Source organism: Alteromonas sp. G4i35 (assembly GCF_054960375.1).
Window position 1 is genome coordinate 1 of sequence record NZ_JBHNZD010000035.1, and the last position, 22,100, is coordinate 22,100.

Consider the following 22,100-nt stretch of genomic DNA (forward strand, 5'->3'; position numbering starts at 1 on the left):
GGAATGTTTGGGAGTAGATAAATGGTGCCCGGGGCCGGACTTGAACCGGCACGCTGTTACCAGCGAGGGATTTTAAATCCCTTGTGTCTACCAATTTCACCACCCGGGCATCGGGTTGCTTTTCAGCAAAGGTGTCAGGCGTAGAACCTGATGCTGCGTTGCAGCGTTTGGAGGCGGAACCCGGAGTCGAACCGAGATAGACGGATTTGCAATCCGCTGCATAGCCATTCTGCCATTCCGCCAGATGCGTCTGGCGTGTGATTAAAACTCATCTCTAAGAGATTGGAGCGGGAAACGAGATTCGAACTCGCGACCCCGACCTTGGCAAGGTCGTGCTCTACCAACTGAGCTATTCCCGCATGTCTTAATCGACCATTTCGTTTGGTTGATGTCCTCTCGAAATGTGGGGTGCATTCTACCTACCCATTCAAAACTGTCAACACAAAAAAGCGTTTAAATTGAGATAAATGCGGTTTTTTATGATCGTTTGCTATTTTTTTATTCACTTTGATTAATGTACGATCAATTTCACTTTACTGCGCCACTTCGAAGGTGTGGCCAGGCCGCTTTTGTATAAACAAACATTGACCAAATTGACAGCACTGCTGAGAAATATAAAAGAATATAACCTAAAGAAACCCAATAAATTGTGATGCCCATAAAGGTTTCTAATCCCGACAACAAGCCAATTAAGGCTAACATTTGCGCAGTGGTTTTTGCTTTACCTATAAAAGACACTTTAACCGCATCCCTTACACCATTCGAACCCATCCATTCACGTAACGCCGACACATAAATTTCACGAACCAATAGCGCAATAGATGGCAACGTGATCCACAGGTTTGCATAACTATGAGTAATCATAAGAAGAGCAGCGCCCACAATGAGCTTGTCTGCTACAGGATCTAAGAATGCACCAAAGGGTGTAGACTGCTGTAGTTTTCTTGCTAGATAGCCGTCAAACCAGTCCGTTATTGCCGCAAGCCAAAAAATAAATGCGCCTGCCTCGTGCGCCCAGCGCCAATCAAGAAAATAAACAACTACAAATACAGGAATAAGGATTACTCGGAATAAAGTAATACAGTTTGGAACAGTCCACATAAAAAGTACGTCTCGGTGTTATGCCTCTATGGGCGTTTTAGCGCGGTAGCGTATAAGCTCTGCATCTTTCATTTTTGTAACACATTACCTTAATTTGTAATGCATTGCTTGTTACTCATTCATTTATTGATGAAGGTGGTCGTAAATAGTTTCCGCCAGTTCAGGGCTTATACCAGGTACATTTGAAATTTCATCTTTACTGGCTTTCTTAAGACCCTGCAAGCCCCCCATGAATTTAAGCAGTGTTTGTCTGCGTTTAGCACCAATACCAGGTATGCTTTCCAAACTCGACGTGGTTTTAACTTTCTGGCGTCGGTTGCGGTGCCCAGTAATGGCAAATCGGTGAGATTCATCGCGAATATGCTGAATAAGGTGAAGCCCTGGCGAATGGCTATCCATCGGCAGAACCTGATGGCTACCTGCCAGTATTAGTGTTTCTAAGCCAGGCTTACGGGTGGTGCCTTTTGCCACGCCTAACAGCATAGGCTTTTTATCATGGGGCCAATCTTCAAAAAACGCTTCTGCTTGGGCAAGCTGTCCTTTACCACCGTCTATTAATAGAAGGTCAGGTATTTTTTGCACTTCTTTCACTGACTTGTAGCGACGTTTTAACGCCTGTGCCATGGCCGCGTAGTCATCACCTGGGGTAATGCCTTCTATATTGTATCGGCGATAGTCACTTTTGTGCGGACCTTCACGATTAAATACCACGCACGAAGCAACCGTTTGCTGGCCAGACGTATGTGATATATCAAAACACTCCATGCGTTGAATAGGCGTATCAACTTCCAGTGCCGCTTCTAAGTCGAGATAGCGTGCAAACACAGACTTTTGCTGACTGTATTGAGCATCTAACGCAGTTTGCGCATTTGACTGCGCCAGCTGCAGGTACTTGCGCTTCTCTTCCCTCGCCCCTTTGAAGAACTGGACCTTGTGTCCCGCTTCACTGGCTAGTACATCTGCTATCGCGTCTTCGTCAGTTAATGTATTGCTAAGTACTATCTGCTTGGGAATAACTTTGTTACCCGCCAGATAGAACTGTAGGAAGAAAGATTCAAAAACTTCTTGTTCATCGGCAGTGTTGGGTACTTTGGGAAAATAGGCCTTGCTGCCTAACAACTGCCCTTCACGAATAAACATTACCTGAATGCACGCCATATTGCCTTTGAACGCAAACCCAAACACATCCATTTCGTCTTGAGTACCAGCAACCCACTGTCGTTCTTGAACTTTTCTTAGTGCATTAATCTGATCGCGGTAACGGGCAGCAGCTTCAAAGTTGAGTGCCTCGCTGGCTGCTTCCATCTTTTCCACCAGCCCACCAATGACCTGCTGGTTTTTACCTTTCAAGAACAAGCGTGCAAAATTGACCTGCTCTTTATATTCTTCATCGCTCACATAGCCTTCTACACACGGCGCACTGCAGCGCTGCATCTGATACTGAAGACAAGGTCTGCTGCGTGCTCGGTAATAGCTATCTTCGCACTGACGTACGGGGAAAATTCGCTGCATTGAACGCAAGCTTTCTCGCACCGACCAAGCACTGGGGTATGGGCCAAAGTATTCGCCCTTTTTCTTTTGAGGGCCGCGATGGAAAGAAAGCCTTGGATGTTCGTGGTCGGATAAGAAGATAAAGGGATAAGACTTGTCGTCACGCATGACCACGTTGTAACGCGGTTTGTATTTCTTGATGAAGTTGTTCTCAAGCAAGAACGCTTCGGTTTCGCTGTTTACAACCGTGACATCCATGTTCGCAATCTGACTAACTAGCGAACGCGTTTTGGCGTTATCAAGATTACTACGAAAATAGCTTGATACACGCTTTTTAAGGTTTTTGGCTTTTCCTACGTAAATAACCTCTTCCTGACTATTGTACATGCGGTACACGCCAGGTTGAGAGGTTAGATTCTTAAGAAATGCTGCTGAATCAAATGCAGACATAATCACTTTGACGTTGCGCGTCTAGTGACGCTTAAAAGGTGTTAGGATTGATAAGCTTATGACGATAGGCCAAGTGCGTTAGCTCTACATCAGAATTTACGCCTAACTTTTGAAACATTCGGTAACGGTAAGTATTAACCGTTTTTGAGTTAATACTGAGTTCTCGGGCTATATCCGGCACTTTGTGACCTTCGGTTAATCGCATTGCTATTGTAAGTTCTCTACTCGATAGCTCGTCAAACGGATTATCCGAACTAGGCAATAACTTACCGATGGCGATGCTATTGGCCACTTCTTGATCAACATACTTTTGTCCTGCCGCAACTTTATGGATAGCGCGTATTACTTCATCTGGCTCTGCATCTTTTGTCAGAAAACCGTATGCGCCTGCATCCATAACTTGCATTGGAATAGGGCTTTCCTTGTGCATTGAAACACAAATAACACGCGTATTTTCAGACATACGAACAATTTTCTTTGTCGCTTCCAGTCCACCAATACCGGGCATATTCACGTCCATGAGTACCACATCTGGCGCGTTTTTTCGGCACAAAAGTACCGCGTCTTCACCGTTCTTCGCTTCTGCGAGAATAGTAAAATCGTCTACGTCTTCCAGAATCCGGCGTATCCCTGTTCTGACCAAATCATGGTCATCTGCTAGGATTATTTTTATCACTCTAGTATCTCACTGACTTCAGTTTTACATACAACTGGAATAAAGGCTGATAACGTTCATTAATGAGAAGTATTACCAGCCTCTAACCTTATCCAAGTCATCATACCACGAGATAAGAATTCGTGAAGTAGAGATACACAATTTGAAACTAAATTATTGATCTAGATTACTTTTAGGCAGCTATTTAGGTAATTCAAACCACAAGGCCACACTTTCCTCTGAGGCTTTCAGACGAATGATGTCTTGCTCGTAAATACCCAAAGCATCGCCTGCCTCTATTTCAACTGCATTCGTTTCACTGTCTACCACAGCCTGTACATTACCGCTAATCATATGAAGGTAACCCTTTTGGTCTTCAGTGCCATGCTCCCATGTTTCGCCAGCTTTCAAAGTTAAACGGCTGATTGCCGCATTTTGCTTAATGCGTAATGACCCTTCCCTACCGTCATCACTTACTAATAATTCAAGCTTTGAATCATGGTTATTTCCACCTGCCTGTGTGCCAAAGGTTTTTTGCGCATAGCTGGGCGTACCGCCTTTTTCATTGGGCACAATCCAAATTTGCAGAAAGTTAACAGGCTCTTCAGTAGAAGGGTTAAACTCCGAATGCATAATACCCTTACCTGCACTCATTACTTGCACGTCACCCGCAGGCACTACGTACTCATTACCGGTATTATCCTTGTGCTTTAAAGCACCGCTCACAACATATGAAATTATCTCCATATCTCTGTGACCGTGGGTTTCAAAACCTCTGCCGGCCTGAACAACATCGTCATTGATAACCCGTAGCGCTGAAAACCCCATATGTTTTGCATCATAATAATGTCCAAACGAAAAGCTATGTTGGCTTTTTAGCCAGCCAAAGTTCACTTTTCCTCTTTCATTCGCTTTTCTCAAATACATCATCTTGCATTCCTTATAACCGTAAGCCGCCACTGGCTCTTCTCCCCAACAGGAGTAACGCTGGGCGATAGAACATGTGTCAAGGGCTAATTATTTAATTAGGCCATTTTAATCCTCTTTAATAGGAATAAAATGTCATATATTTGAGCTTATTATTCTAATATTTAGAATTAAACTAACTGTCGGTCAACAGATGCGGGTTAAGCTACGCTAAGAAATAAAGCACAGTCTTTGCAGCGCGGTTTCTACAACCGCAGGGTGACAGGCTAAATTTAGCCTAATATGGTGTGGAGAACCAAAGGTCGCGCCGTCGTTACCTATCACGCCTCGCTCAATACATCCTTCCACAGTGGTCACGGGTGAATATTTGAGAGGTTGACGAGAAGCGTCACCTAAAGGAGCTCCATCCACAGAAGCGATACTGTTCGGCTGTGTTAAATGCGAAGGGAATGTTGAAAGGTCTAGCCACAAGAAATAACCAGCGCTGCCCATTGTATAATTAACAGATAAACCATAGTGCTCAAAGAAGCGCACAATAAGCTTTCGGTTGAAGCTCAACGCACATTTTACGCTGTCTAACCAAGTACTTCCCTTCTCATAGGCGGCAATCAACGCAACTTTTCCTAAATTACTTGCGTTCAGGTGCCTGCTATTAATAGCTTGGGAAAACGTCTCTCTGATCGTTTTATCCTTAATGACCGCATACGATGCACCTGGAATACTCGCTAGGTTAAACGCCTTGGATACGCTATTGATGTGGATAATGCGTGGCAGTTGATGAGTATGGATGTTACCACCGTTTTGACTTTCTTTGCGCCTCTCGCTCTTATTGCTTACCTCTGCACCAAACATGGGGATTAGCGTTGGTTCATTTGACGAGTTAAATGCAAACTCGCTGTGCACCTCATCAGTGATCATTAAAATATCGTTCTTGGCGCAGAAGCTCATAATAACACGCTGCTCTTCTGCACTTAACACTGTACCCGTAGGGTTATTAGGATGGCAAATCACGAATGCAGCCGCAGCACTATCGAAGGCTGAAGTATCTATAGTTGAGTAAGAACCTTCGACGTCTTCCTGACGACTCTTGTCACTACCCTTTGTCGCGGTAACTTCAGAAAGCCTAGTCTGAATTTGACGCGCGTTTTGAATGACTGGAATAGATACTGGCGTTAAGCCGTTATTTCCAATAGCCTCTGTTAAAGGGGAATAAGTTGGTGTTAATACCATGACTTTTTGACCAGGTTGGCAAAAAGTGTGAAGCGCAACGTCTATTGCTCCTATTACGCTCGCAACATCCACAACATCGCCACTTTCTACTTTAAAGCGACTACTTTTTTGCGTGGTACGCTCAAAACGTTTTGCTACCGCGTCACCGATATCAAGGGACTGATATCCATAAGTAGAGCGAAGGTTTTGTGTAATCGCGCTGAGAATTTCATCACAAGGCGGGATGTCCATATCCGCTATCCACATTGGAATAGGGTCTTGCTGAGACGCGACAACGTTCGCTTGAGATGAAGACGCGCCCTGAAAGCGGCGAAATATCGCTGAATATTTAAGACGGGTTTGATCGAGTTTCAGGTGAGAAGGTGCCTGCCATACATCCTTGTAAGGCATAAACTCGCTTTGCATAGCGTTGAATACGGGGAGATGGCTTAGCGCGTTGCTCACCTTCACATTATCCTATCTATATAACCTTACGCATTTACTATTGGCTAAAGGCCTTCTGAATTCTATTATATTTATAAGCGCGAAACACGCGTACCGCGCTCACTTTATGCTACACACACACTTTAATAGACACCGTGTTATTCTATCTTTTCAAACACGTTAAATTCAGAAAGCGTATGTTGGTATTTCCGCTTTGTTTCTCGAATGACAAATGGAATGTCTTTAGGTTCAGCAATTCGTTTAAAGCTCTGACCTAATGCATCTTCAAGCGCCTGAGTAGAACTAAGCGTTTCACCATTTTCATCTTTATAGCCGCCCAACCATTCACTTCTTTCGGTATACTCTTCCAACCATGTAAAGGGGCTGGCGACAACGAGCAATCCACCTTTATTTAGCCGCGTGGCCATGTCCGTTAATACCTTTCTTGGACTATACACTCTATCAATAAGGTTGCCTAAGAAGATCAAGTCGTAGCCTGTGAATTGCGGCTTCAAATTACACGCATCACCTTGTGCGAACGCAACGTTGTCTACACTGTCATCTAAACCGAGCACAGAGAGCTTGCGCGCCTTAAACGACGTAAGTTCACCTTCTTCTATAAGGTTATAGCGTATTTCACCACGCTCTTGCATCTCAAACGCTGTTTTTATAAAGCGTGCAGAAAAATCGATGCCATCGACATGATCGAAGTATTTTGCAAGTTCAAAGGTAGACCGACCAACGGCACACCCCAAATCTAACGCTTTAGCGTGTTGTCGCCCTTGCATAGCGTCAATACAAAACTGCGCACTGGCTTTAGCAAAATTAGGGACACCGTAGTACTCGTCGCCGTAATGGAATTCACTGTATTGCGAAACCTGTGTATCACTTTCATAATCAAAATCGTTCACTGCTATAACTCGCTTTCCTTGAACATACCGAAACCCCGCGTGCTGAAAGAAGTGGCGCCTAAAAGCGTAACGACTATCTTTCATTGCTTCGTTACCTGTAGATACCCAACTACCGCCTTTAATGAGGTTATGCTTATTGTCGAATGTTGGTGTTGTAAAGTCGTCATATAGAGGATGAACGATAAAGCCCTCAAACGGATAGATGGGTGTTTCTGTCCATTGCCATACGTTGCCAACAACATCATAAAATTCGCCGGACTTATTAACATTAACAGGTTCACTCGACGCATACTTTTGCAGAGCTATGTTGAATCCTTCGCTGTATACGGTTTGTGTTACACCAGCCTGCTGTCGTAACGCTTGCCATTCATTTTCAGTCGGCAGACGAATAAGATCACCCGTTTTTTCACTCATGTAGTTACAAAACGCTTTCGCTTCATGATAATTCACATCCACAGGCCAATCTAAAGGTAATGGATGCTCTTCAAGCATGCTGCGATATAAATAATCATCACCCTTTTTAATCCAAAATACAGGATACTGAGCTTTAGTGTATTCACGCCACTTATTGCCTTCAGCCTCCCAGTATTTTGCGTTGTTATAGCCGCCGTCTTGCACAAACGATAAATACTCACCATTACTTACAAGAAATTTAGACGCACTAAACTCGCTAACGGATTCTTGCTGAGAACCATATTCATTGTCCCAGCCGTAATAAGCACTGTCCCACGCTTTGTCATTTATGACTTTCTGTGCCGGAACGGTCATTAAAACATTAGCCTCTAACGCTTCAGCATTAGTTTGCATAGTGCCACATGCAGGCCATACTGGGCTGGGGCGTACCGATGCTATGGGTAGCTGTCTGATTAGAACAGATGAGGTTTCTAAATGAATACGTTCATGCTCTATTCCCATTACTACGGGCCACATTGGGCTTTCCCAGTCAATAGGCATGCTGAAAGACATGGTATCTATTAAATCGCAAACCAATGTGCGCACTTGATTACGATATTGACGTACCTCTTCCACCTTCGGCCAGTCGTAATTTTCATCGTTGAGATCATCCCAACTCATCTCATCAACACCAATGGCAAATAGCGATTCAAATTTTGGGTTAATGCGCTCGTTTATTGCCTTAGACAGTACTAATTTATTGATAAAGAAAGTAGCAGTATGACCAAAATAGAAAATTAACGGATGGCGCAACTTTTCAGGTCGTTGATAAAATACGTCATCATTGGCAAGACAAGAGAAAAGCGATTCGTAGGTATCAAAGGAATCGAGGAAATAAGCCTTAATTTCCTGTCTTTTTTGCTCAACTGTTCCGTCCCGTAAATTAAGTGTGGGCATTGCCTGCATAATGTCCTCTCGATTTTTGTTATTACTACCAACTGCGTAGGACCAGCGCCATAAGACTAAAAGAAGAGCGCTTTAAAATGCCGTAATGATTTCAGTTGATTGCTAACCCTTTATGTATACCAAGCTTTTATGAATAAAGCGCGACATAACTAGGTTTTTATGGAATATCCTGTAATTACAAGATACAGACAGGATGAGATCAGAAAATATTTCATAACAAACTTATGCCTGCGATGATGCTGTGAAACACCGTTCAACTTAAAGCTCGTGATCATAAAAAGCATGGAGATACCGTTGGTTATCATGTTACGTTTACCTAGCTTACTAAATGCCCAATTCAACGTTGGCTAATAAGCTGCGTCGGTAAACAGCATACTTATACGCTTATACCTTCACACCTTCAGAAACGAAAAAGGATTTTTCTTAACATGAAATCAGTAATTTACATAGCAGTAACGCTGCTCTCGTTGTACGGTTCACCCGCGACTGCAGCTGACAACTATACTAATGCGCTTCTCAATGAAGCCGTTCGCAAAGGCAATAAGAGTACCCCTTTAATTGTAAACCCAACACTCACTATGGAGCGCCTATCAACCAGTGACGGAGAGATCACTTATCACTATCGCTCTATGACGTTGACTCAAAACAAAGGCGTTAATCAATTTGTAGAGGAACAACAAAAGAAGCTCTATCCGTATGTGTGCACTTCACCCTCGCAAGAAATTTTTAGGCGACATGGAATTACAGTTAATTATTTGTACAACGATAAGAATAATGATTTTTATGCGGTGATAAGTATCGACACTACAACGTGTAACGAGGTTGGTTGAAAACGTTCTAGCAGCACGTTTTTATTTGACCCATAAAAAAAACCCGCAACAATGTGCGGGTTTTCATAATATGGCGGAGAGTGAGGGATTCGAACCCCCGGTGGGTTTGACCCCACGTCTGATTTCAAGTCAGGTGCATTAAACCGGGCTCTGCCAACTCTCCTGAAGTGACGCTTATCTTAATGATTTACGTGACGCTGTAAAGCACTAATTTCAATTAAATCAATCAACTGGTGAAATATTCACCTTTTCGCAAGAATAATAACCATCTTGGTAGAAAATGACCTGCGTTCTCATTATTTAAAAACACTATTAGCGTTAACCTACTATAAATGCACGTAAAACTTAAAACGACGTTTTTTAAAAGCGATTGAAGTTCTCACTCAAAAATTCTCATTAGGTATTCTATGCACGTCGACAGTTCATGAGGCCAAAATGATAATGTTCGTTTAGCTTTGAACAATATAGTTTTGCGTAGGTTTCACTCTTGGCTATAGCCATATACTAAAGCGCGTAAATTTAGCCCATAAAAAAACCCGCAACAATGTGCGGGTTTTTCGTATTTGGCGGAGAGTGAGGGATTCGAACCCCCGGTGGGTTTGACCCCACGTCTGATTTCAAGTCAGGTGCATTAAACCGGGCTCTGCCAACTCTCCTGAAGTGCTGCGTATCTTAATGATTTATGTGGGACTGTAAAGCACTAATTTTAACATTTTTACTCAAACGACCAATTGATAATCAAAGTGTTCAAAATTTAATTGCTCTCGTTTAACGCAGCCGGTATCCAATCAGGTGTTGCACTTACGCGGCAATGTGAAGCACTGGTCAATCACACCACACAAACATGCTTGCAGGTTTGGTTAAAAGCGTTAAAGACATGGCTTTATCAGCTACTCTATTGTTAACGCCATAGCAAACATGGAGTGGAAGAAGGTGCTCTTCTCTAGGATGGGCGTATCGCGCATCCGGCGCGCTGTACCATTCAACAAGACGAGCTTTGCGTTCATTCTCGCTGTAGGCACTGGTCTGCATAGTTGTCTGAAGCCAGTTATTAAAGCGCGTTGCTTTTCGCATTGCCTCACCGGAGCTATCAAAAAAGCCCTGCATATTGTGAAAAGAAGACCCCGAGCCCAATACTAAAATATTCACTTCGTTCTTTGCTTCACTATTTACAGGCTCTACCCCGAGTTCAACAGCTTTCCTAATTGCTTCCCCCAATAGCACATGCTTTTTAGAATCCAAGTCAGACGTGATGGATAGTTGAATACAGGGTACATCGGCACTGGGATACATAATACTTAGGGGAATGAACATTCCATGATCGAAACCACGTGCCCTATCCTCCCGTACAGCAATGCCTTGTTCTGCTAAACGCTTTAGTAATAAAGTTGCGAGTGCTACTTCTCCTTTGGCCGGATATTCAAGGGAATACGCCTCTTTAGGGAAGCCATAATAGTCATAAATCAAGGAAGGTTCTGGGTGAGTAGTTACACAGACTTCAGTATCTTCCCAATGGGCACTAATCACTATGACTGCATCAGGTTTGGGTAAATCTGTTGATAATGCTTTGAGCGCTTCAATCATTTCAATGTGATAGGCAGGCATTCTCGCCTCTCCTACTGACTGCATTTCAAGAAGTGGAAGCGGCCCTCCACCATGAGAAATATAAGCGGTGTTAATTCTCACAGACGGGCGAGTTTGCGTTCGCTGTTGCATAAAACCATACCTTGTTAGATGTAGAGAATACCATTCCTGCATTCCCACGCTTCGTTAGGAAACTTGCCAGCGTCTTCTGAGTGGGCAATTATCAATGCGGATTGATATAAGGGCTCTATAGCCATTGAAACCGGCGCATTTGGGCCGGTTTCGTTAGTCGTCGAATCTCACAACCGCTATTTATTAAGCTTGTGACTAATAAGAGAGTCGATTGAAAATTTACCGCCACCTTGAATAGCTAGCGCACCTGTTGCAGCAAGTAGCGTTAGTGCAAACTCGTAACCGTTGTTAGTCATAAATAAACCGTTTGCTGCATGTACACTAAAAATCGCAATCACCATTGTGAATGCACTTACTAAAGCGGCTGGGCGTGTTAGAAAACCCATAATAAGCGCTAGCCCGCCAAAAAACTCAGCGCTGCCGGCCAGCAATGCCATTAAAAAGCCTGGCGCTAAACCAATGCTTTCCATCCACTGACCTGTGCCTTCTAGTCCATAACCACCAAACCACGCAAAAAGCTTTTGTGCGCCGTGTGCGGTAAGAATAATGCCCACAGGCACACGTAAAACCAAACTAGAAATACTGCTGTTAGAAGTAAAAATGTTTTTCAGAAATTGCTTGTTCATTGTTGAATCCTCAAAGTCTCTCGTAATTGAAAGTGTCATATCTAAAAAGTGATGAACGCTCCGCCTGACTCCATTGAGTTGGCACAGCGCTAACCTGATGCATATAGAATAGTTACCAACACCTATTGAATAAAGCGGTAAAATATTGAATGATTACCAACATTTTGTTGTTTATAGAGACGAAAGACTAAACGATGGATAAATTATCGCTACTGAAAACCTTCTGCGTTGTTGCGAATGAAGGCAGTTTTACAAAAGCTGCAGAAAAGCTAGACACGTCAAATCAACTCGTAAGCAAGTATGTTGCCGAATTAGAGAAGCAACTTGATACGCGTTTATTCAATCGCACTACAAGAAAAATTCACCTAACCGAGGCTGGTCAGCAGTGTTTGCAACATGCAATTCATATTCTTGAAAGCGTAACCGATATGGAAAGTCAGCTTGGGTTGCTCAATACACAAGCAAAGGGAGTTCTGCATGTAAGTGCCCCTGTCTCTTTCTCAACATTACATTTAGCGAGTGCACTCAGTGCGTTTCAACAAGCACACCCTCACGTATCGATAAACTTGCAGCTAAACGACAGAAAGATTGATGTGATAGACGAAGGGTTTGATGTAGCAATACGTGCAGGTCACCTAGCTAACTCGTCGCTGGTGGCCAAGAAAATCACAACGATAAAGCTGGCCCTGTGCGCTTCACCAGCCTACCTGGAAAAATATGGCACACCGCAACATCCAGCTGAATTAAAGCCTGAACATTATCTTGAGTACTCCTACGTCAACTATGATAACGATAAATCAGCGCTTATTGCGGCGCTCAAAGCAAATGCCCAGACTGTGACGCCCAAGCTAACCGCCAATAATGGAGAAGTCCTAACCAATGTAGCAAAGCAGGGTGAAGGTTATGTACTTCAACCTACCTTCATTGCCGGTGAAGCGCTCAAAAACGGGGAACTCGTGTCCATACTGGACGATTTCGTACCGCAAGCTATCTCTTTGTATGCGGTCTATCCTCATCGTAAGCTCATTTCTAATAAGCTAAGGGTTTTCATTGACTTTTTATCAAGCTATTTTGAAAGTACGCCCTACTGGGACAAGTAAATCGCGGTACGCGTAACGCTTAATTTATGTGGTAAAAACATAACTTCAGTGGATGAGGGATATCAGCATAATAAATTAAATAAAAACGGCGTGGAGAAACACCTCCGACGCCGTTCGCGTAATAGCCTATCTGGTTTCAGTAACTTAAACTCTAAAAGAGTAACCTTACCCTAAAGCCCTCATCACATTCTGAAGGTTTCCATAATCGCAGGCACACCCGGGAACATACCAATTAGTGCCATAACGGTACATAACACCAAAAACGTAATTCCTGGAATTAGCCAACGCCCTGCTTTGCCGAGCTCTCCAGCTCTATCTTTACACCCAACGAGCCCCAAATTATCCAAGAGCATGGTAAAAGACCATCCGAATACCGGATTAACTAATACAGATGAGATCACTACCAATGCGGCAGACTGGGTCGTTTTACCTTCACGCGTCATTTGCATACCGGCTTCCATAAGCGGCAGAAAGACCCCAACAATAAGTGCTACGCAAAGCACTGGTGGCCAAATTGCTAAATCCATGGGGTAACCCCAAAGTGCCGCTACAACACACAAAAAGCCAGTAACTAATGCACCACCGGGTATGGGTCTGCGCGCGATTGAAGCCGGAATAATGTAGGTCCCCCACGAAGATGAGATATTCCCCCCTCCCAGTAGGCTTCCCACTGCCTGACGACTAGATGCAGCAATCATGGTGTCATCTATATTCATGTGCGCTCGTTCACTTTTTTTAGGGTAGCTAAGCTTTTGGAAGACTTGATGACCTAAGAAATCTGGCGACCACATAGACACAGCCAGCACAGCAAAAGGCAGCACAGCGATGAAATGTGACCAGTCTGGCAGGCCTAGTTTCCAACCTGTGTCTTCCCCCCACCAATAAGCAGGGTTCAAGTTAGGCATACCCGGCGACGTTGTGAACTCAAATGGCGCACCGAAGGAAAACGCAATGACCGCCGCCATCACCGCACCAAGCGGAATGGCTAGCCAGCGCTTTTGCATATGCTCTAGCCATGCATACATTAAAATAGTGGCAATGATCACCACGAAGGCTAAGTAAGCCATATCGAAGCTTTCTGCCCACGCAAAGAGTTTCTTCACCTGGCCTGTAATGCCAATAAACCCTAAATACAACAGCAACCCACCGCATACACCGTTACTGGTTAGCCTAGCAAGCACACTGCCGCCCTTCGTTATTCCTAAAATAAAACCAAAGAGTCCAATGAGCAGACCGAGCGCCATGGGATGGCCGCCAGATGCAACAATAAGGGGTACCAAGGGCAGTAAGGGGCCGTGTGTACCTGCTAAATTAGCTGACGGGTTCAGAAAACCGGAAATCAGAACAACGAACAAGATTGCTGCAATGAGTAATTCAAAGCGCACGTTTTCAATAACAAACTCAGGAGATAGCCCTAGCGGTGCTGCGAATGCACCTACTACGGCGGCAACCATAACGATTTTTCCTATGGTCGCCGCCATGCCTGGCACGAAGTCTTCCCACTCAACGCGGTAGTCTTTACCAGGCAGGTTCAACCGCCAACGTTTTGGAGAAAGTATTTGAAGTTCGTGATTTAAATATTCGTCTCTTGATTTAAAACTACTGCTCGGTTTGTGAAGATTTTGATAAGAAGAACTTTCTTGTGACACATAACACCTTTAGATTGCGCGAAGAAAAGCGCAAGCCTAAACATGTGAATGGAATGTAACAATGCGACTGTGGTCTTATACGAAAGTCTAACGTGGAAGACGGGCATAAAAAAACCCGCAACAATGTGCGGGTTTTCATAATATGGCGGAGAGTGAGGGATTCGAACCCCCGGTGGGTTTGACCCCACGTCTGATTTCAAGTCAGGTGCATTAAACCGGGCTCTGCCAACTCTCCTGAAGTGCTGCGTATCTTAATGATATTTTTATGACTGTAAAGCGAAAAATTAAAAAAGTTGTCTAAGTGCCGAGATTTCAATCAAATAGACTGTTTAGCACGTATAAGAGATGTTTTTATATTCACCTGACACCATTTTCATCTGAAACTACTTGAAAATGGGAACTAAAACCCATACAACATACACTAAATAATTGTGTACCATTTTGGTCATATCATAAGTCCTGTTGGAGGAAACAATGGATCAACGTTCGATGTATTCAAGTGCATCTCAACCATCGGTATTGCAGACGAACAAGGTTCTACGCAACACCTATATGCTGCTTGCGATGACACTGGCGTTTAGTGCGGTTTGTGCTGGTATAGCAATGGCAGTAGGCATTTCTCCTATGATGTCTCTTGTTATGACTATCGGCGCTTTTATTACGTTATTTGTAGTTCAGAAAAAAGCTGATTCAGCATCTGGTATCTACTGGGTGTTTGCATTCACAGGTTTAATGGGTGCATCACTAGGTTACACGCTTAATTTCTATCTAGGCGTTGCGGGTCCAGGCTTGATCATGGAAGCGCTAGGTGCAACAGCACTTGTGTTCTTCGCGCTTTCTGGCTACGCACTTACCACTAAGAAAGACTTCTCGTTTATGGGCGGATTCTTGGTAGTAGGCCTAGTTGTAGTGCTTGTAGCTGCTATTGCGAACATCTTTTTCGCAGTTCCAGCGGTAAGCTTAGCAATCAGTGCAGCGATTGTGTTTATTATGTCAGGATTCATCTTGTTTGATACAAGTCGTATCATCCACGGTGGTGAAACAAACTACATTCGTGCAACAGTTTCGCTATACTTGAACATATACAACTTGTTCACGTCTATCCTTCACCTTCTAGGTGCGTTTGGTGGCGACGATTAAAACAGCGTTAAAGGTTTAAAGAGAAACACCCCTTAACCGGGGTGTTTTTATTTGTATGGCAGAATATTCAGTACTTATCACATCATCACCGTTTCAAGGCGATACAGCGTTACGCGCCCTCTCCTTTGCACAAGGTGTAATCGATAATGGTGATGTAATAAACAACGTTTTCTTTTATAGCGAAGGTGTACACCACACTAATAACTTAATGCTAAAGACGGGTGACGAGCTGTTCGTATTTGATAGCTGGAAGACTCTAGCGACTGAACACAACGTGAAATTACTTGTATGCATTACCGCCGCCGTTAAGCGAGGTATTGTTAGTGAGTTAGAGGCGAAAGAGAATGGGTTGTCTCAGGCCAACTTAACCGCGCCTTTCGAGCAAGCTGGCTTGGGCGAATTCTTCACTGCGCTCCATGATTGCAACAGGTTGGTACAATTCTAATGGCGCAACTACTTATTAGGTTTACGCAAAGCCCTTTTTCCAATGCTAAAAGCCAAGACGGTTTAGATTTTGCGCTTGCTGCAACAAACTATGGGCACGATGTTAAAGTGCTTTTTGAAAGCCAAGGTGTACTGCAGCTTGTTAAGGCAGCGTCTACCAAAGGACTAAAAAATCACACCAAACGTTTAGCTAGCATGCCGTTTTTCGATATCGAAGAATGCTTTGTGTGTAAAGCAAGTGCAGATACCTACGACATTGAGCAGGTTCTTTCTAATAACAGTCTAGTTGATGAGTTAGACTGTGAGTGGATAACCCCAGAAGAAAAGGTCACGCTTATCCAAAGCGTAGATCATGTGGTGACATTCTAATGCTTATTACTATTTCAACGCCAAATTTGAGCACTGAATACAAACAGCTTATTGAAGCCACTTTTGAGCAATCGACTTCTACTTATGTTGTATTTGTTGGTGATGGCGTTTATGCCCCTGCATTAAACACCGCGTTTTTTGAGCGGCTGGCCAATACGGTAAAAAGTACGGTAGAGAGTACGACAAAAGGCACGGCAAAAGACAAACCAACGCTAAACCTGTCGTTCTTGAGTACAGATGCGGATACCAGGGGCGCAAATCTTCCCGAACATATTAATCCTATTTCTCACAAAGAACTTGCTGCAATATCAGCAAAAAATCAGCACTGGATACCCCTTTCATGACACAAGAAACCTATAGCTTCAATTATAAAGGGCAAGCGATCCCTACAGACAAAGCCGGGTATTTACTCGACTATACCCTTTGGGAAGAAGATATGGTTGAGTTGCTGGCGCAAGAAGAGAACATTGAATTAACCGAAGCCCACTGGGAAGTGGTGCGCTTCGTACGCGCATTCTATGAAGAGTACGAAACCAGCCCAGCGATTCGTGCTTTGGTGAAAGCTATGGCCAATAAGTTTGGGCCAGAAAAAGGTAATAGTCGCTACCTGCAGCGACTCTTTAAAAAAGGCCCGGCGAAGCAAGCCACTAAACTAGCAGGATTACCTAAACCTGCGAAATGCTTGTAAAGGCGATCGCACATTATATTTAAAGTGCTAGCGCCCCCGGCTAGCCTTCTGCTAAAAGCACTTGTTGATTTGCTTCACGGGTTGAAACCCGATTTAAGGTAGCTATCAGAAGAGCCACCCTATTGTTAACTGTTTTAGCCTTGGTGTTGATATTGCAACTCCCCTACTACATTGGCGTTTTATCTCGGGTTTCAGGCATATTTTTCATACTTGCCTTTTACCGAACACCATAAACGTGAATGTTTTACATAAATGGACATAGGAGGCTATATGACAGTTCAAAAACACTACGTAATTGTGGCCAACCACGACGACGCCACAGCTTACACCTATACCAACCACGGAAGTGCACTTGTTGAAGTAAAAAAGTGGCACAACGAGTTTAGTGACGCGAGTGACCAAGACATTTATACAGATAAACCCGGCAGACAATCGGCTCCCGCTTCGCAGGTGCCGGGCGTTGATAGCATGAATCGAAAAGATGCCGCTGAACTCGAAGATGAACGATTTGCCAGTGACATTGCTGACTGGCTAGATGGTGAGCGTAAACGAGGTGCGTTGGGCTCTATAGATATTATTAGTGGGCCTGGATTTCTTGGTAAATTGAGAAGCGGAATGTCAGCTCAATGTTCAGACGTCGTCGACAAAGAAGTGAAAAAGAATGTTTTAGGTGCAGACGAGGAAACCTTGCTTTCCTACCTTAAATAAAACGTTATTTAGTAGTTAGATTGTCACAGGCGGCTGTTGTCATTGCCGCCTTCTCTTACTCGCTTATAAGTAAAAGTCAGCGGTTTTCGTCAGCCTTTAACACGTTAACTTCACCGATTGCCTCGGCGCTTTTAAACGTCTTTACTCGCGTAACTTCGAGATCGGTATAAATACGAGGATTATTCAAAATATATTCTACCTCATTGTTCAATGAGCCTTGTGTCTCAGCCGCTAACCACGCATTTATCGCATGTGCATTATGTGGAAGAAAGCAAGGAATGGATTTTTCATGATACTGGCTAAATCCCTCTACGGGTGGGCGCGTCACTACTGCACAGGAAAATAGGCCATTACTAAACCGCCGGTATACCGCGCCAATTAACAATGCACCAGTAGCCGATTTCATTAAAAAGTGCGCTTTTCCTTTACCAAGTGGGTTTGACTCCCCTACTGCAGTTGCGACAACCACAGCGCGTCGTTCACGAATGAACTTGCTCCAATAAGGGCTTTCTAGATTTCGAGCGTTAAATGTTGTTCTATCACCTACGGTAAGCGCGTTTCCATTAGGTTTTGCGTCAAACCACCACGTTGCATCGATGGTGCTATCACCAGATACAATTAAATTGGTAATTTGTCGTTCTGGCACTTTTCCAAATGCAGGATAAAAGTTAATAACATTGCTTGTGGAAGATTCATTGACAAAAAGCGGAATGGTTTGTGTAAGCCCGACTTCTTCAAGAAGCGCAATAACGTCAGGTGAGTCAGTAATACGCTGTATAAATCCGCACATGTAAGAAAGCCTATGAGTTTGTACTCGCTTCAAGGTACAGAAATTATAAGGGAAGTAACACAAAAAAGAGCCACCACGTTCACGTGGTAGCTCATCGTTTTAGTTAACGCTTATTCGAAGCGAACAGTAATACCTGCATTCAACCTGCGACCAAGTAGGTCGTATAGCGGATCGAACGTGTAGCCAGGTGGTACTTTATTGAACGCGTTTCTTAAACCCACATATACATCAACATTTTCGTTGTAGGTATATTCAATGCTGAAGTCATGAGTCCAAATACTTCCAACAAACGCTGGAGACACGTCTTCAGGTGAATCTGCACCAGGTGAAACGTCAAATAGCGCAGAACGATCAATAAAGCGGCTCGTATAGTTGAAGTTCCACTCATCAATACGGTAGTCAACGATGGTTCTGAATTGATACTCAGGGTCGCCAACTTCGCCCACTTCTACGTTAATCTCATCTGGACGGTCTTGGAAAGCGTATTCTTCAAGTTCGTTAACTTTGTTCCCTTGAAGGTTTAAGCGAAGCTCACCCGGTAGACCTAAATCGCTGAGCTCAGTAGTATATCGGATCTGAAACTCAACACCCGATGTTTTAAGCGCAGAGGCATTAATAAAGCCAGAGCGTACAACTTCAACATCGTTATTTTCGTCGCGGTCAATCTGAGAGCAGAACCCTGCATCAGGACCACCTGAAGCATCCACACAGTTATCGAGAATATCTTGTGCACCGACTTCTGTGATCGCATCTTCAATCTCAATGTCATAGAAATCAACCGTGACAGAGAAGTTTTCTAAGAACTCCGGTGTCCATACAATGCCTATCGTTCTCGACTCACTGCCTTCAGAGAAAAGGTCAGGATTACCGCCTGAGACTGTCTCGATACTTACGTTATCATTTGCTTCAAAACCAGCAGGAATACCCAGTGCTAGACAATTTGCGGCGCGATCTGGATCATCGTTAATATTGTCGGCGTCACACGGGTCATTGATGTTTGCAAAGCCTGGCGATTGAGGAGAAAATGCCTCGTCAACATTAGGAGCACGAACAGCTTCACCTACGGTACCGCGGATTCGCACATCTTCAATTGGAGCCCACATAAAGCCAACTTGCCACGCATCTGCATTACCCGCGTGTGAATAGTCCGCTGTGCGATATGCCGCATCTAATGATAGTTCCTTAGCCAGCATAACGTCACTAAGAAGAGGTAAGCGAAGCTCAACAAAGAACTCACTCACATCATAGCCACCAAAGGAGTCTGGCGTAGCAGCGTTGGTAAAGACCCCTTGTTTTGTTAATTCATCGGTCGTTGTCTCAACGTCTTCTTCACGATATTCATAACCTAACGCAATACCTAATGGCCCACCAGGAAGTTCGAACCACTGACCTGAATCGAACGAAAGTGTTCCACCAACCATCTCTTGAGTGATTTCATCTTCTCGTTGAACATCACCAGCTATAAAGTCGGCAGATGCTGCACTTGCTTGACCAAAACCAAATGGATTAAACGGTGCACAGTTTTCAGGGTTTACTAACGCTGGGTCTTCATAGTCTTCCCCCTGAAGCGCTGGAACTTGGCTGCGGCACGCCGCTTGCCCTGTTTCAGGATCAATGACCGAATCAAGCGCAGCCAGGAAATTTGTAGGAATTAAATCATTTAGCGTACGACGTACATTCGATACTTCGCCGCGAGTGTAGTAAACATCGTAGTCGAAATCAGTATCACTCAGAGTAAAGTACCCTTCAAAGCCACCGATGAAGCGAAACAGCTCACGATCGTTAGACGCTGTTCGGTTACCAATATCGGTGAAGAAACGCGACATTTCAACCACTGATTGACCGCCATCAAGAAGGCGTGAGCGAGTAGACTCATCTAAGAATGCATTATCTTCTACATCAACGAAAATACCACCAAAACGGAAAGACGGCTGGAATTGCTGCTCAATTTTCTTATCTACGTGTTTGACGTCACCATAAAAGCGAATGTTGTCTGTGATGTCATAGCGGAACGTACTTGCTAAGGTAACTGTTTCTTGATCAGGAATGTAGTTAACGTAATCTTCGCCGAAGAAAACAGAATCGTAACGTTGATCGAAACTACCAAAAGCGAAGCTATTATTTTCCAAGCGACTTACTTGATCCATCGGCGAACCGTCTGGCATAAATGTAATCCGAGGACCACCACCAAATGGATTAATTACGCCAAACTGGTTAATCATTTCTGAACCAACAAATGGAACGCGTAGTCTATCTGCAATACCATCGTTTTCACCAGTATCTAGAGGGTTTACAATAGTCCCCCATGCAGCGGCCTGTTGAAGGTCAGGCTCCATAACTTGGTTAATGTTATTTTTTTCAGCGAAAAAGGTGATATTGCCTTTTCCATCATCGGTAGTGTGACCGTATAATGCACTAAAATTATTGGTTCTATTTCCAACACCTTCTAGGTCAGTGGTGCCATCAAATCTGAACTCAAGGCCCTCATAGTCGTCTCTAAGGATAACGTTGATAACCCCTGATACAGCATCAGAACCATAAATAGCTGACGCGCCACCAGTAATTACTTCAATTCGCTCAATCATAGCGGCAGGTATAGAACCTGTGTCTACCGCATTAGAAAACGGTGAACCTGCTACGTGTCGTTTACCGTTGACAAGAGTAAGTGTTCTATTTTCACCAAGAGAGCGTAGATCTGGCGAGCTTAGACCAGCGTTAGCATTGCTATTGTTGTTACCAATTAGAGTAGAGCCTGCGGCTATCGCGGGAAGTTCAGCAAGAATACTACCTAAGTCAGGCGTACCGAAACGCTTAATTTCTTCTGCGCTCACAGAAACTATTGGCGCGGGCGTAGAAAGCTCTGTTCGTTTAATACGCGAGCCAGTTACTTTGATTTTTTCAACAGATTCTTCATCTACTGGAGTTTCTTGAGCTAAGACAGGATAGGCAAGTGAGCCTACAAGACCAACTAACGCTGCATTTCGCAACGTCCTGGTAATGAGGTTTTTTTTAAACATGTGTGTTCCCTGGAATTTCATGTAAGGGAAAGAGAAATTCCAAGAAGGACATTTCCCTTATCCTCAAACATCAATATTTATTGATATGTAACTTTTCCTAGACGCGATACGAAATACGATTTTTCAATAACTTGCGTCAACCGAAACATTAGCCAAAAGTAGGGGGTATGTAAAGAAATGTAAAGACAGGTAAAGACCTATCTTCGGTGAGCTTATCTCAATGAAAAATAAAGAATAAATTCTTAATCCTTGCAACATGTTTACAATTTGAAACATCTTTTTCACAATCAAAAGACTGATTATGAGCCCATTTAAATATTAGCTATTCATTACATACTAAACAACTACCCCATTCTCTCATCACAGTATTCTCAGTAATACTTTATGCTAATCAGGTTTACTAATAAAAAAATCCGACACCTTTCGGATGCCGGATTTTCATTTAAATTCGCTTTGTGCAGTAGTTATCGCTTAAC

The 22,100-nt window shown here is 43.7% G+C and carries 19 protein-coding genes and 6 tRNA genes; 8 read left to right on the top strand and 17 right to left on the bottom strand.

The genetic code is table 11. The annotated features are described in order from the left end of the window. Positions 1–22: 22 nt before the first annotated feature. The 9 genes from ACFI6L_RS18430 to ovoA form a co-directional block, all read right to left on the bottom strand. A tRNA-Leu gene (locus tag ACFI6L_RS18430) sits at positions 23–109 on the bottom strand. 59 nt (positions 110–168) lie between these two features. After that, a tRNA-Cys gene (locus tag ACFI6L_RS18435) sits at positions 169–242 on the bottom strand. Positions 243–283: 41 nt separating this feature from the next. After that, a tRNA-Gly gene (locus ACFI6L_RS18440) sits at positions 284–359 on the bottom strand. 169 nt (positions 360–528) lie between these two features. After that, on the bottom strand, positions 529–1,101 hold the full coding sequence (pgsA, locus tag ACFI6L_RS18445) for a CDP-diacylglycerol--glycerol-3-phosphate 3-phosphatidyltransferase (RefSeq protein ID WP_014949608.1): 573 nt from the start codon (positions 1,099–1,101) through the stop codon (positions 529–531). Positions 1,102–1,224: 123 nt separating this feature from the next. Next, on the bottom strand, positions 1,225–3,042 hold the full coding sequence (uvrC, locus tag ACFI6L_RS18450) for an excinuclease ABC subunit UvrC (RefSeq protein WP_039227661.1): 1,818 nt from the start codon (positions 3,040–3,042) through the stop codon (positions 1,225–1,227). Positions 3,043–3,073: 31 nt separating this feature from the next. Then, complete coding sequence (gene uvrY, locus ACFI6L_RS18455) at positions 3,074–3,718, bottom strand: UvrY/SirA/GacA family response regulator transcription factor (RefSeq protein WP_014949610.1); 645 nt, start codon at positions 3,716–3,718, stop codon at positions 3,074–3,076. A gap of 180 nt (positions 3,719–3,898) precedes the next feature. Next, positions 3,899–4,627, bottom strand: a complete 729-nt coding sequence (locus tag ACFI6L_RS18460) for a pirin family protein (RefSeq protein ID WP_069944393.1) — start codon at positions 4,625–4,627, stop codon at positions 3,899–3,901. Between the two features lie 207 nt (positions 4,628–4,834). Further along, complete coding sequence (locus ACFI6L_RS18465) at positions 4,835–6,298, bottom strand: aminotransferase class I/II-fold pyridoxal phosphate-dependent enzyme (RefSeq protein ID WP_462574581.1); 1,464 nt, start codon at positions 6,296–6,298, stop codon at positions 4,835–4,837. 137 nt (positions 6,299–6,435) lie between these two features. Continuing rightward, complete coding sequence (gene ovoA, locus ACFI6L_RS18470) at positions 6,436–8,547, bottom strand: 5-histidylcysteine sulfoxide synthase (protein WP_462574583.1); 2,112 nt, start codon at positions 8,545–8,547, stop codon at positions 6,436–6,438. A gap of 428 nt (positions 8,548–8,975) precedes the next feature. On the opposite strand from ovoA, the gene ACFI6L_RS18475 reads away from it, so the two are divergent. Beyond that, positions 8,976–9,377 carry a hypothetical protein gene (locus tag ACFI6L_RS18475; RefSeq protein WP_014949614.1) on the top strand — a complete coding sequence of 134 codons (402 nt, stop codon included), beginning with the start codon at positions 8,976–8,978 and terminating at the stop codon, positions 9,375–9,377. 71 nt (positions 9,378–9,448) lie between these two features. Here ACFI6L_RS18475 and ACFI6L_RS18480 read toward each other — a convergent pair. The 4 genes from ACFI6L_RS18480 to ACFI6L_RS18495 all read right to left on the bottom strand — a co-directional run bounded on the left by ACFI6L_RS18480 (position 9,449) and on the right by ACFI6L_RS18495 (position 11,719). After that, a tRNA-Ser gene (locus tag ACFI6L_RS18480) sits at positions 9,449–9,540 on the bottom strand. Between the two features lie 401 nt (positions 9,541–9,941). Then, a tRNA-Ser gene (locus ACFI6L_RS18485) sits at positions 9,942–10,033 on the bottom strand. A gap of 169 nt (positions 10,034–10,202) precedes the next feature. Next, positions 10,203–11,093: a DODA-type extradiol aromatic ring-opening family dioxygenase gene (locus ACFI6L_RS18490; protein WP_462574584.1), complete on the bottom strand. Its 891-nt coding sequence runs from the start codon at positions 11,091–11,093 to the stop codon at positions 10,203–10,205. 176 nt (positions 11,094–11,269) lie between these two features. Beyond that, positions 11,270–11,719 carry a DoxX family protein gene (locus ACFI6L_RS18495; protein ID WP_462574586.1) on the bottom strand — a complete coding sequence of 150 codons (450 nt, stop codon included), beginning with the start codon at positions 11,717–11,719 and terminating at the stop codon, positions 11,270–11,272. Between the two features lie 194 nt (positions 11,720–11,913). Here ACFI6L_RS18495 and ACFI6L_RS18500 point away from each other — a divergent pair, with 194 nt between their 5' ends. Further along, positions 11,914–12,819, top strand: a complete 906-nt coding sequence (locus tag ACFI6L_RS18500; protein WP_462574587.1) for a LysR family transcriptional regulator — start codon at positions 11,914–11,916, stop codon at positions 12,817–12,819. Positions 12,820–13,001: 182 nt separating this feature from the next. Here ACFI6L_RS18500 and ACFI6L_RS18505 read toward each other — a convergent pair whose 3' ends face one another. Both ACFI6L_RS18505 and ACFI6L_RS18510 read right to left on the bottom strand, forming a co-directional pair. Continuing rightward, on the bottom strand, positions 13,002–14,468 hold the full coding sequence (locus tag ACFI6L_RS18505; RefSeq protein ID WP_462574589.1) for a DUF3360 family protein: 1,467 nt from the start codon (positions 14,466–14,468) through the stop codon (positions 13,002–13,004). A gap of 143 nt (positions 14,469–14,611) precedes the next feature. Further along, a tRNA-Ser gene (locus tag ACFI6L_RS18510) sits at positions 14,612–14,703 on the bottom strand. Positions 14,704–14,942: 239 nt separating this feature from the next. Between ACFI6L_RS18510 and ACFI6L_RS18515 the strand changes: the two genes are divergently transcribed. From ACFI6L_RS18515 to ACFI6L_RS18540, 6 genes are all read left to right on the top strand, one after another. Next, positions 14,943–15,608, top strand: a complete 666-nt coding sequence (locus ACFI6L_RS18515; protein WP_014949619.1) for a Bax inhibitor-1/YccA family protein — start codon at positions 14,943–14,945, stop codon at positions 15,606–15,608. Between the two features lie 55 nt (positions 15,609–15,663). After that, a complete protein-coding gene (tusD, locus tag ACFI6L_RS18520; protein ID WP_252118517.1) occupies positions 15,664–16,053 on the top strand; it encodes a sulfurtransferase complex subunit TusD in 390 nt (129 codons plus the stop codon). Continuing rightward, positions 16,053–16,421: a DsrE family protein gene (locus ACFI6L_RS18525; protein WP_014949621.1), complete on the top strand. Its 369-nt coding sequence runs from the start codon at positions 16,053–16,055 to the stop codon at positions 16,419–16,421. Before tusD ends, ACFI6L_RS18525 begins: the two co-directional genes overlap by 1 nt. Then, positions 16,421–16,765, top strand: a complete 345-nt coding sequence (locus ACFI6L_RS18530; RefSeq protein ID WP_283625628.1) for a hypothetical protein — start codon at positions 16,421–16,423, stop codon at positions 16,763–16,765. The genes ACFI6L_RS18525 and ACFI6L_RS18530 overlap by 1 nt, the downstream gene beginning before the upstream one ends. Then, a complete protein-coding gene (locus ACFI6L_RS18535; RefSeq protein ID WP_014949623.1) occupies positions 16,762–17,109 on the top strand; it encodes a TusE/DsrC/DsvC family sulfur relay protein in 348 nt (115 codons plus the stop codon). Before ACFI6L_RS18530 ends, ACFI6L_RS18535 begins: the two co-directional genes overlap by 4 nt. A 270-nt stretch (positions 17,110–17,379) precedes the next feature. Continuing rightward, the gene (locus tag ACFI6L_RS18540; RefSeq protein WP_239301180.1) at positions 17,380–17,817 is read left to right on the top strand and encodes a host attachment protein; all 438 of its coding nucleotides are present in this window, start codon (positions 17,380–17,382) and stop codon (positions 17,815–17,817) included. A gap of 76 nt (positions 17,818–17,893) precedes the next feature. Here the strand turns inward: ACFI6L_RS18540 and ACFI6L_RS18545 are convergent, their stop codons facing one another. Continuing rightward, positions 17,894–18,607, bottom strand: a complete 714-nt coding sequence (locus ACFI6L_RS18545) for an SOS response-associated peptidase family protein (RefSeq protein WP_462574591.1) — start codon at positions 18,605–18,607, stop codon at positions 17,894–17,896. Positions 18,608–18,717: 110 nt separating this feature from the next. Continuing rightward, positions 18,718–21,624: a TonB-dependent receptor plug domain-containing protein gene (locus tag ACFI6L_RS18550; protein WP_061485930.1), complete on the bottom strand. Its 2,907-nt coding sequence runs from the start codon at positions 21,622–21,624 to the stop codon at positions 18,718–18,720. Between the last annotated feature and the right edge of the window lie 476 nt (positions 21,625–22,100).

Excerpts from the sequence above, each read along its gene's own strand:
- tusD (WP_252118517.1), top strand. The coding sequence starts at position 15,664 with ATGGCAGAATATTCAGTACTTATCACATCATCACCGTTTCAAGGCGAT.
- uvrC (WP_039227661.1), bottom strand. The coding sequence starts at position 3,042 with ATGTCTGCATTTGATTCAGCAGCATTTCTTAAGAATCTAACCTCTCAA.
- pgsA (WP_014949608.1), bottom strand. The coding sequence starts at position 1,101 with ATGTGGACTGTTCCAAACTGTATTACTTTATTCCGAGTAATCCTTATT.
- ACFI6L_RS18460 (WP_069944393.1), bottom strand. The coding sequence starts at position 4,627 with ATGATGTATTTGAGAAAAGCGAATGAAAGAGGAAAAGTGAACTTTGGC.
- ACFI6L_RS18540 (WP_239301180.1), top strand. The coding sequence starts at position 17,380 with ATGACAGTTCAAAAACACTACGTAATTGTGGCCAACCACGACGACGCC.
- ACFI6L_RS18545 (WP_462574591.1), bottom strand. The coding sequence starts at position 18,607 with ATGTGCGGATTTATACAGCGTATTACTGACTCACCTGACGTTATTGCG.
- ACFI6L_RS18530 (WP_283625628.1), top strand. The coding sequence starts at position 16,421 with ATGCTTATTACTATTTCAACGCCAAATTTGAGCACTGAATACAAACAG.
- ovoA (WP_462574583.1), bottom strand. The coding sequence starts at position 8,547 with ATGCAGGCAATGCCCACACTTAATTTACGGGACGGAACAGTTGAGCAA.
- ACFI6L_RS18525 (WP_014949621.1), top strand. The coding sequence starts at position 16,053 with ATGGCGCAACTACTTATTAGGTTTACGCAAAGCCCTTTTTCCAATGCT.
- ACFI6L_RS18550 (WP_061485930.1), bottom strand. The coding sequence starts at position 21,624 with ATGTTTAAAAAAAACCTCATTACCAGGACGTTGCGAAATGCAGCGTTA.
- ACFI6L_RS18495 (WP_462574586.1), bottom strand. The coding sequence starts at position 11,719 with ATGAACAAGCAATTTCTGAAAAACATTTTTACTTCTAACAGCAGTATT.
- ACFI6L_RS18490 (WP_462574584.1), bottom strand. The coding sequence starts at position 11,093 with ATGCAACAGCGAACGCAAACTCGCCCGTCTGTGAGAATTAACACCGCT.
- ACFI6L_RS18500 (WP_462574587.1), top strand. The coding sequence starts at position 11,914 with ATGGATAAATTATCGCTACTGAAAACCTTCTGCGTTGTTGCGAATGAA.
- ACFI6L_RS18535 (WP_014949623.1), top strand. The coding sequence starts at position 16,762 with ATGACACAAGAAACCTATAGCTTCAATTATAAAGGGCAAGCGATCCCT.
- ACFI6L_RS18515 (WP_014949619.1), top strand. The coding sequence starts at position 14,943 with ATGGATCAACGTTCGATGTATTCAAGTGCATCTCAACCATCGGTATTG.
- ACFI6L_RS18475 (WP_014949614.1), top strand. The coding sequence starts at position 8,976 with ATGAAATCAGTAATTTACATAGCAGTAACGCTGCTCTCGTTGTACGGT.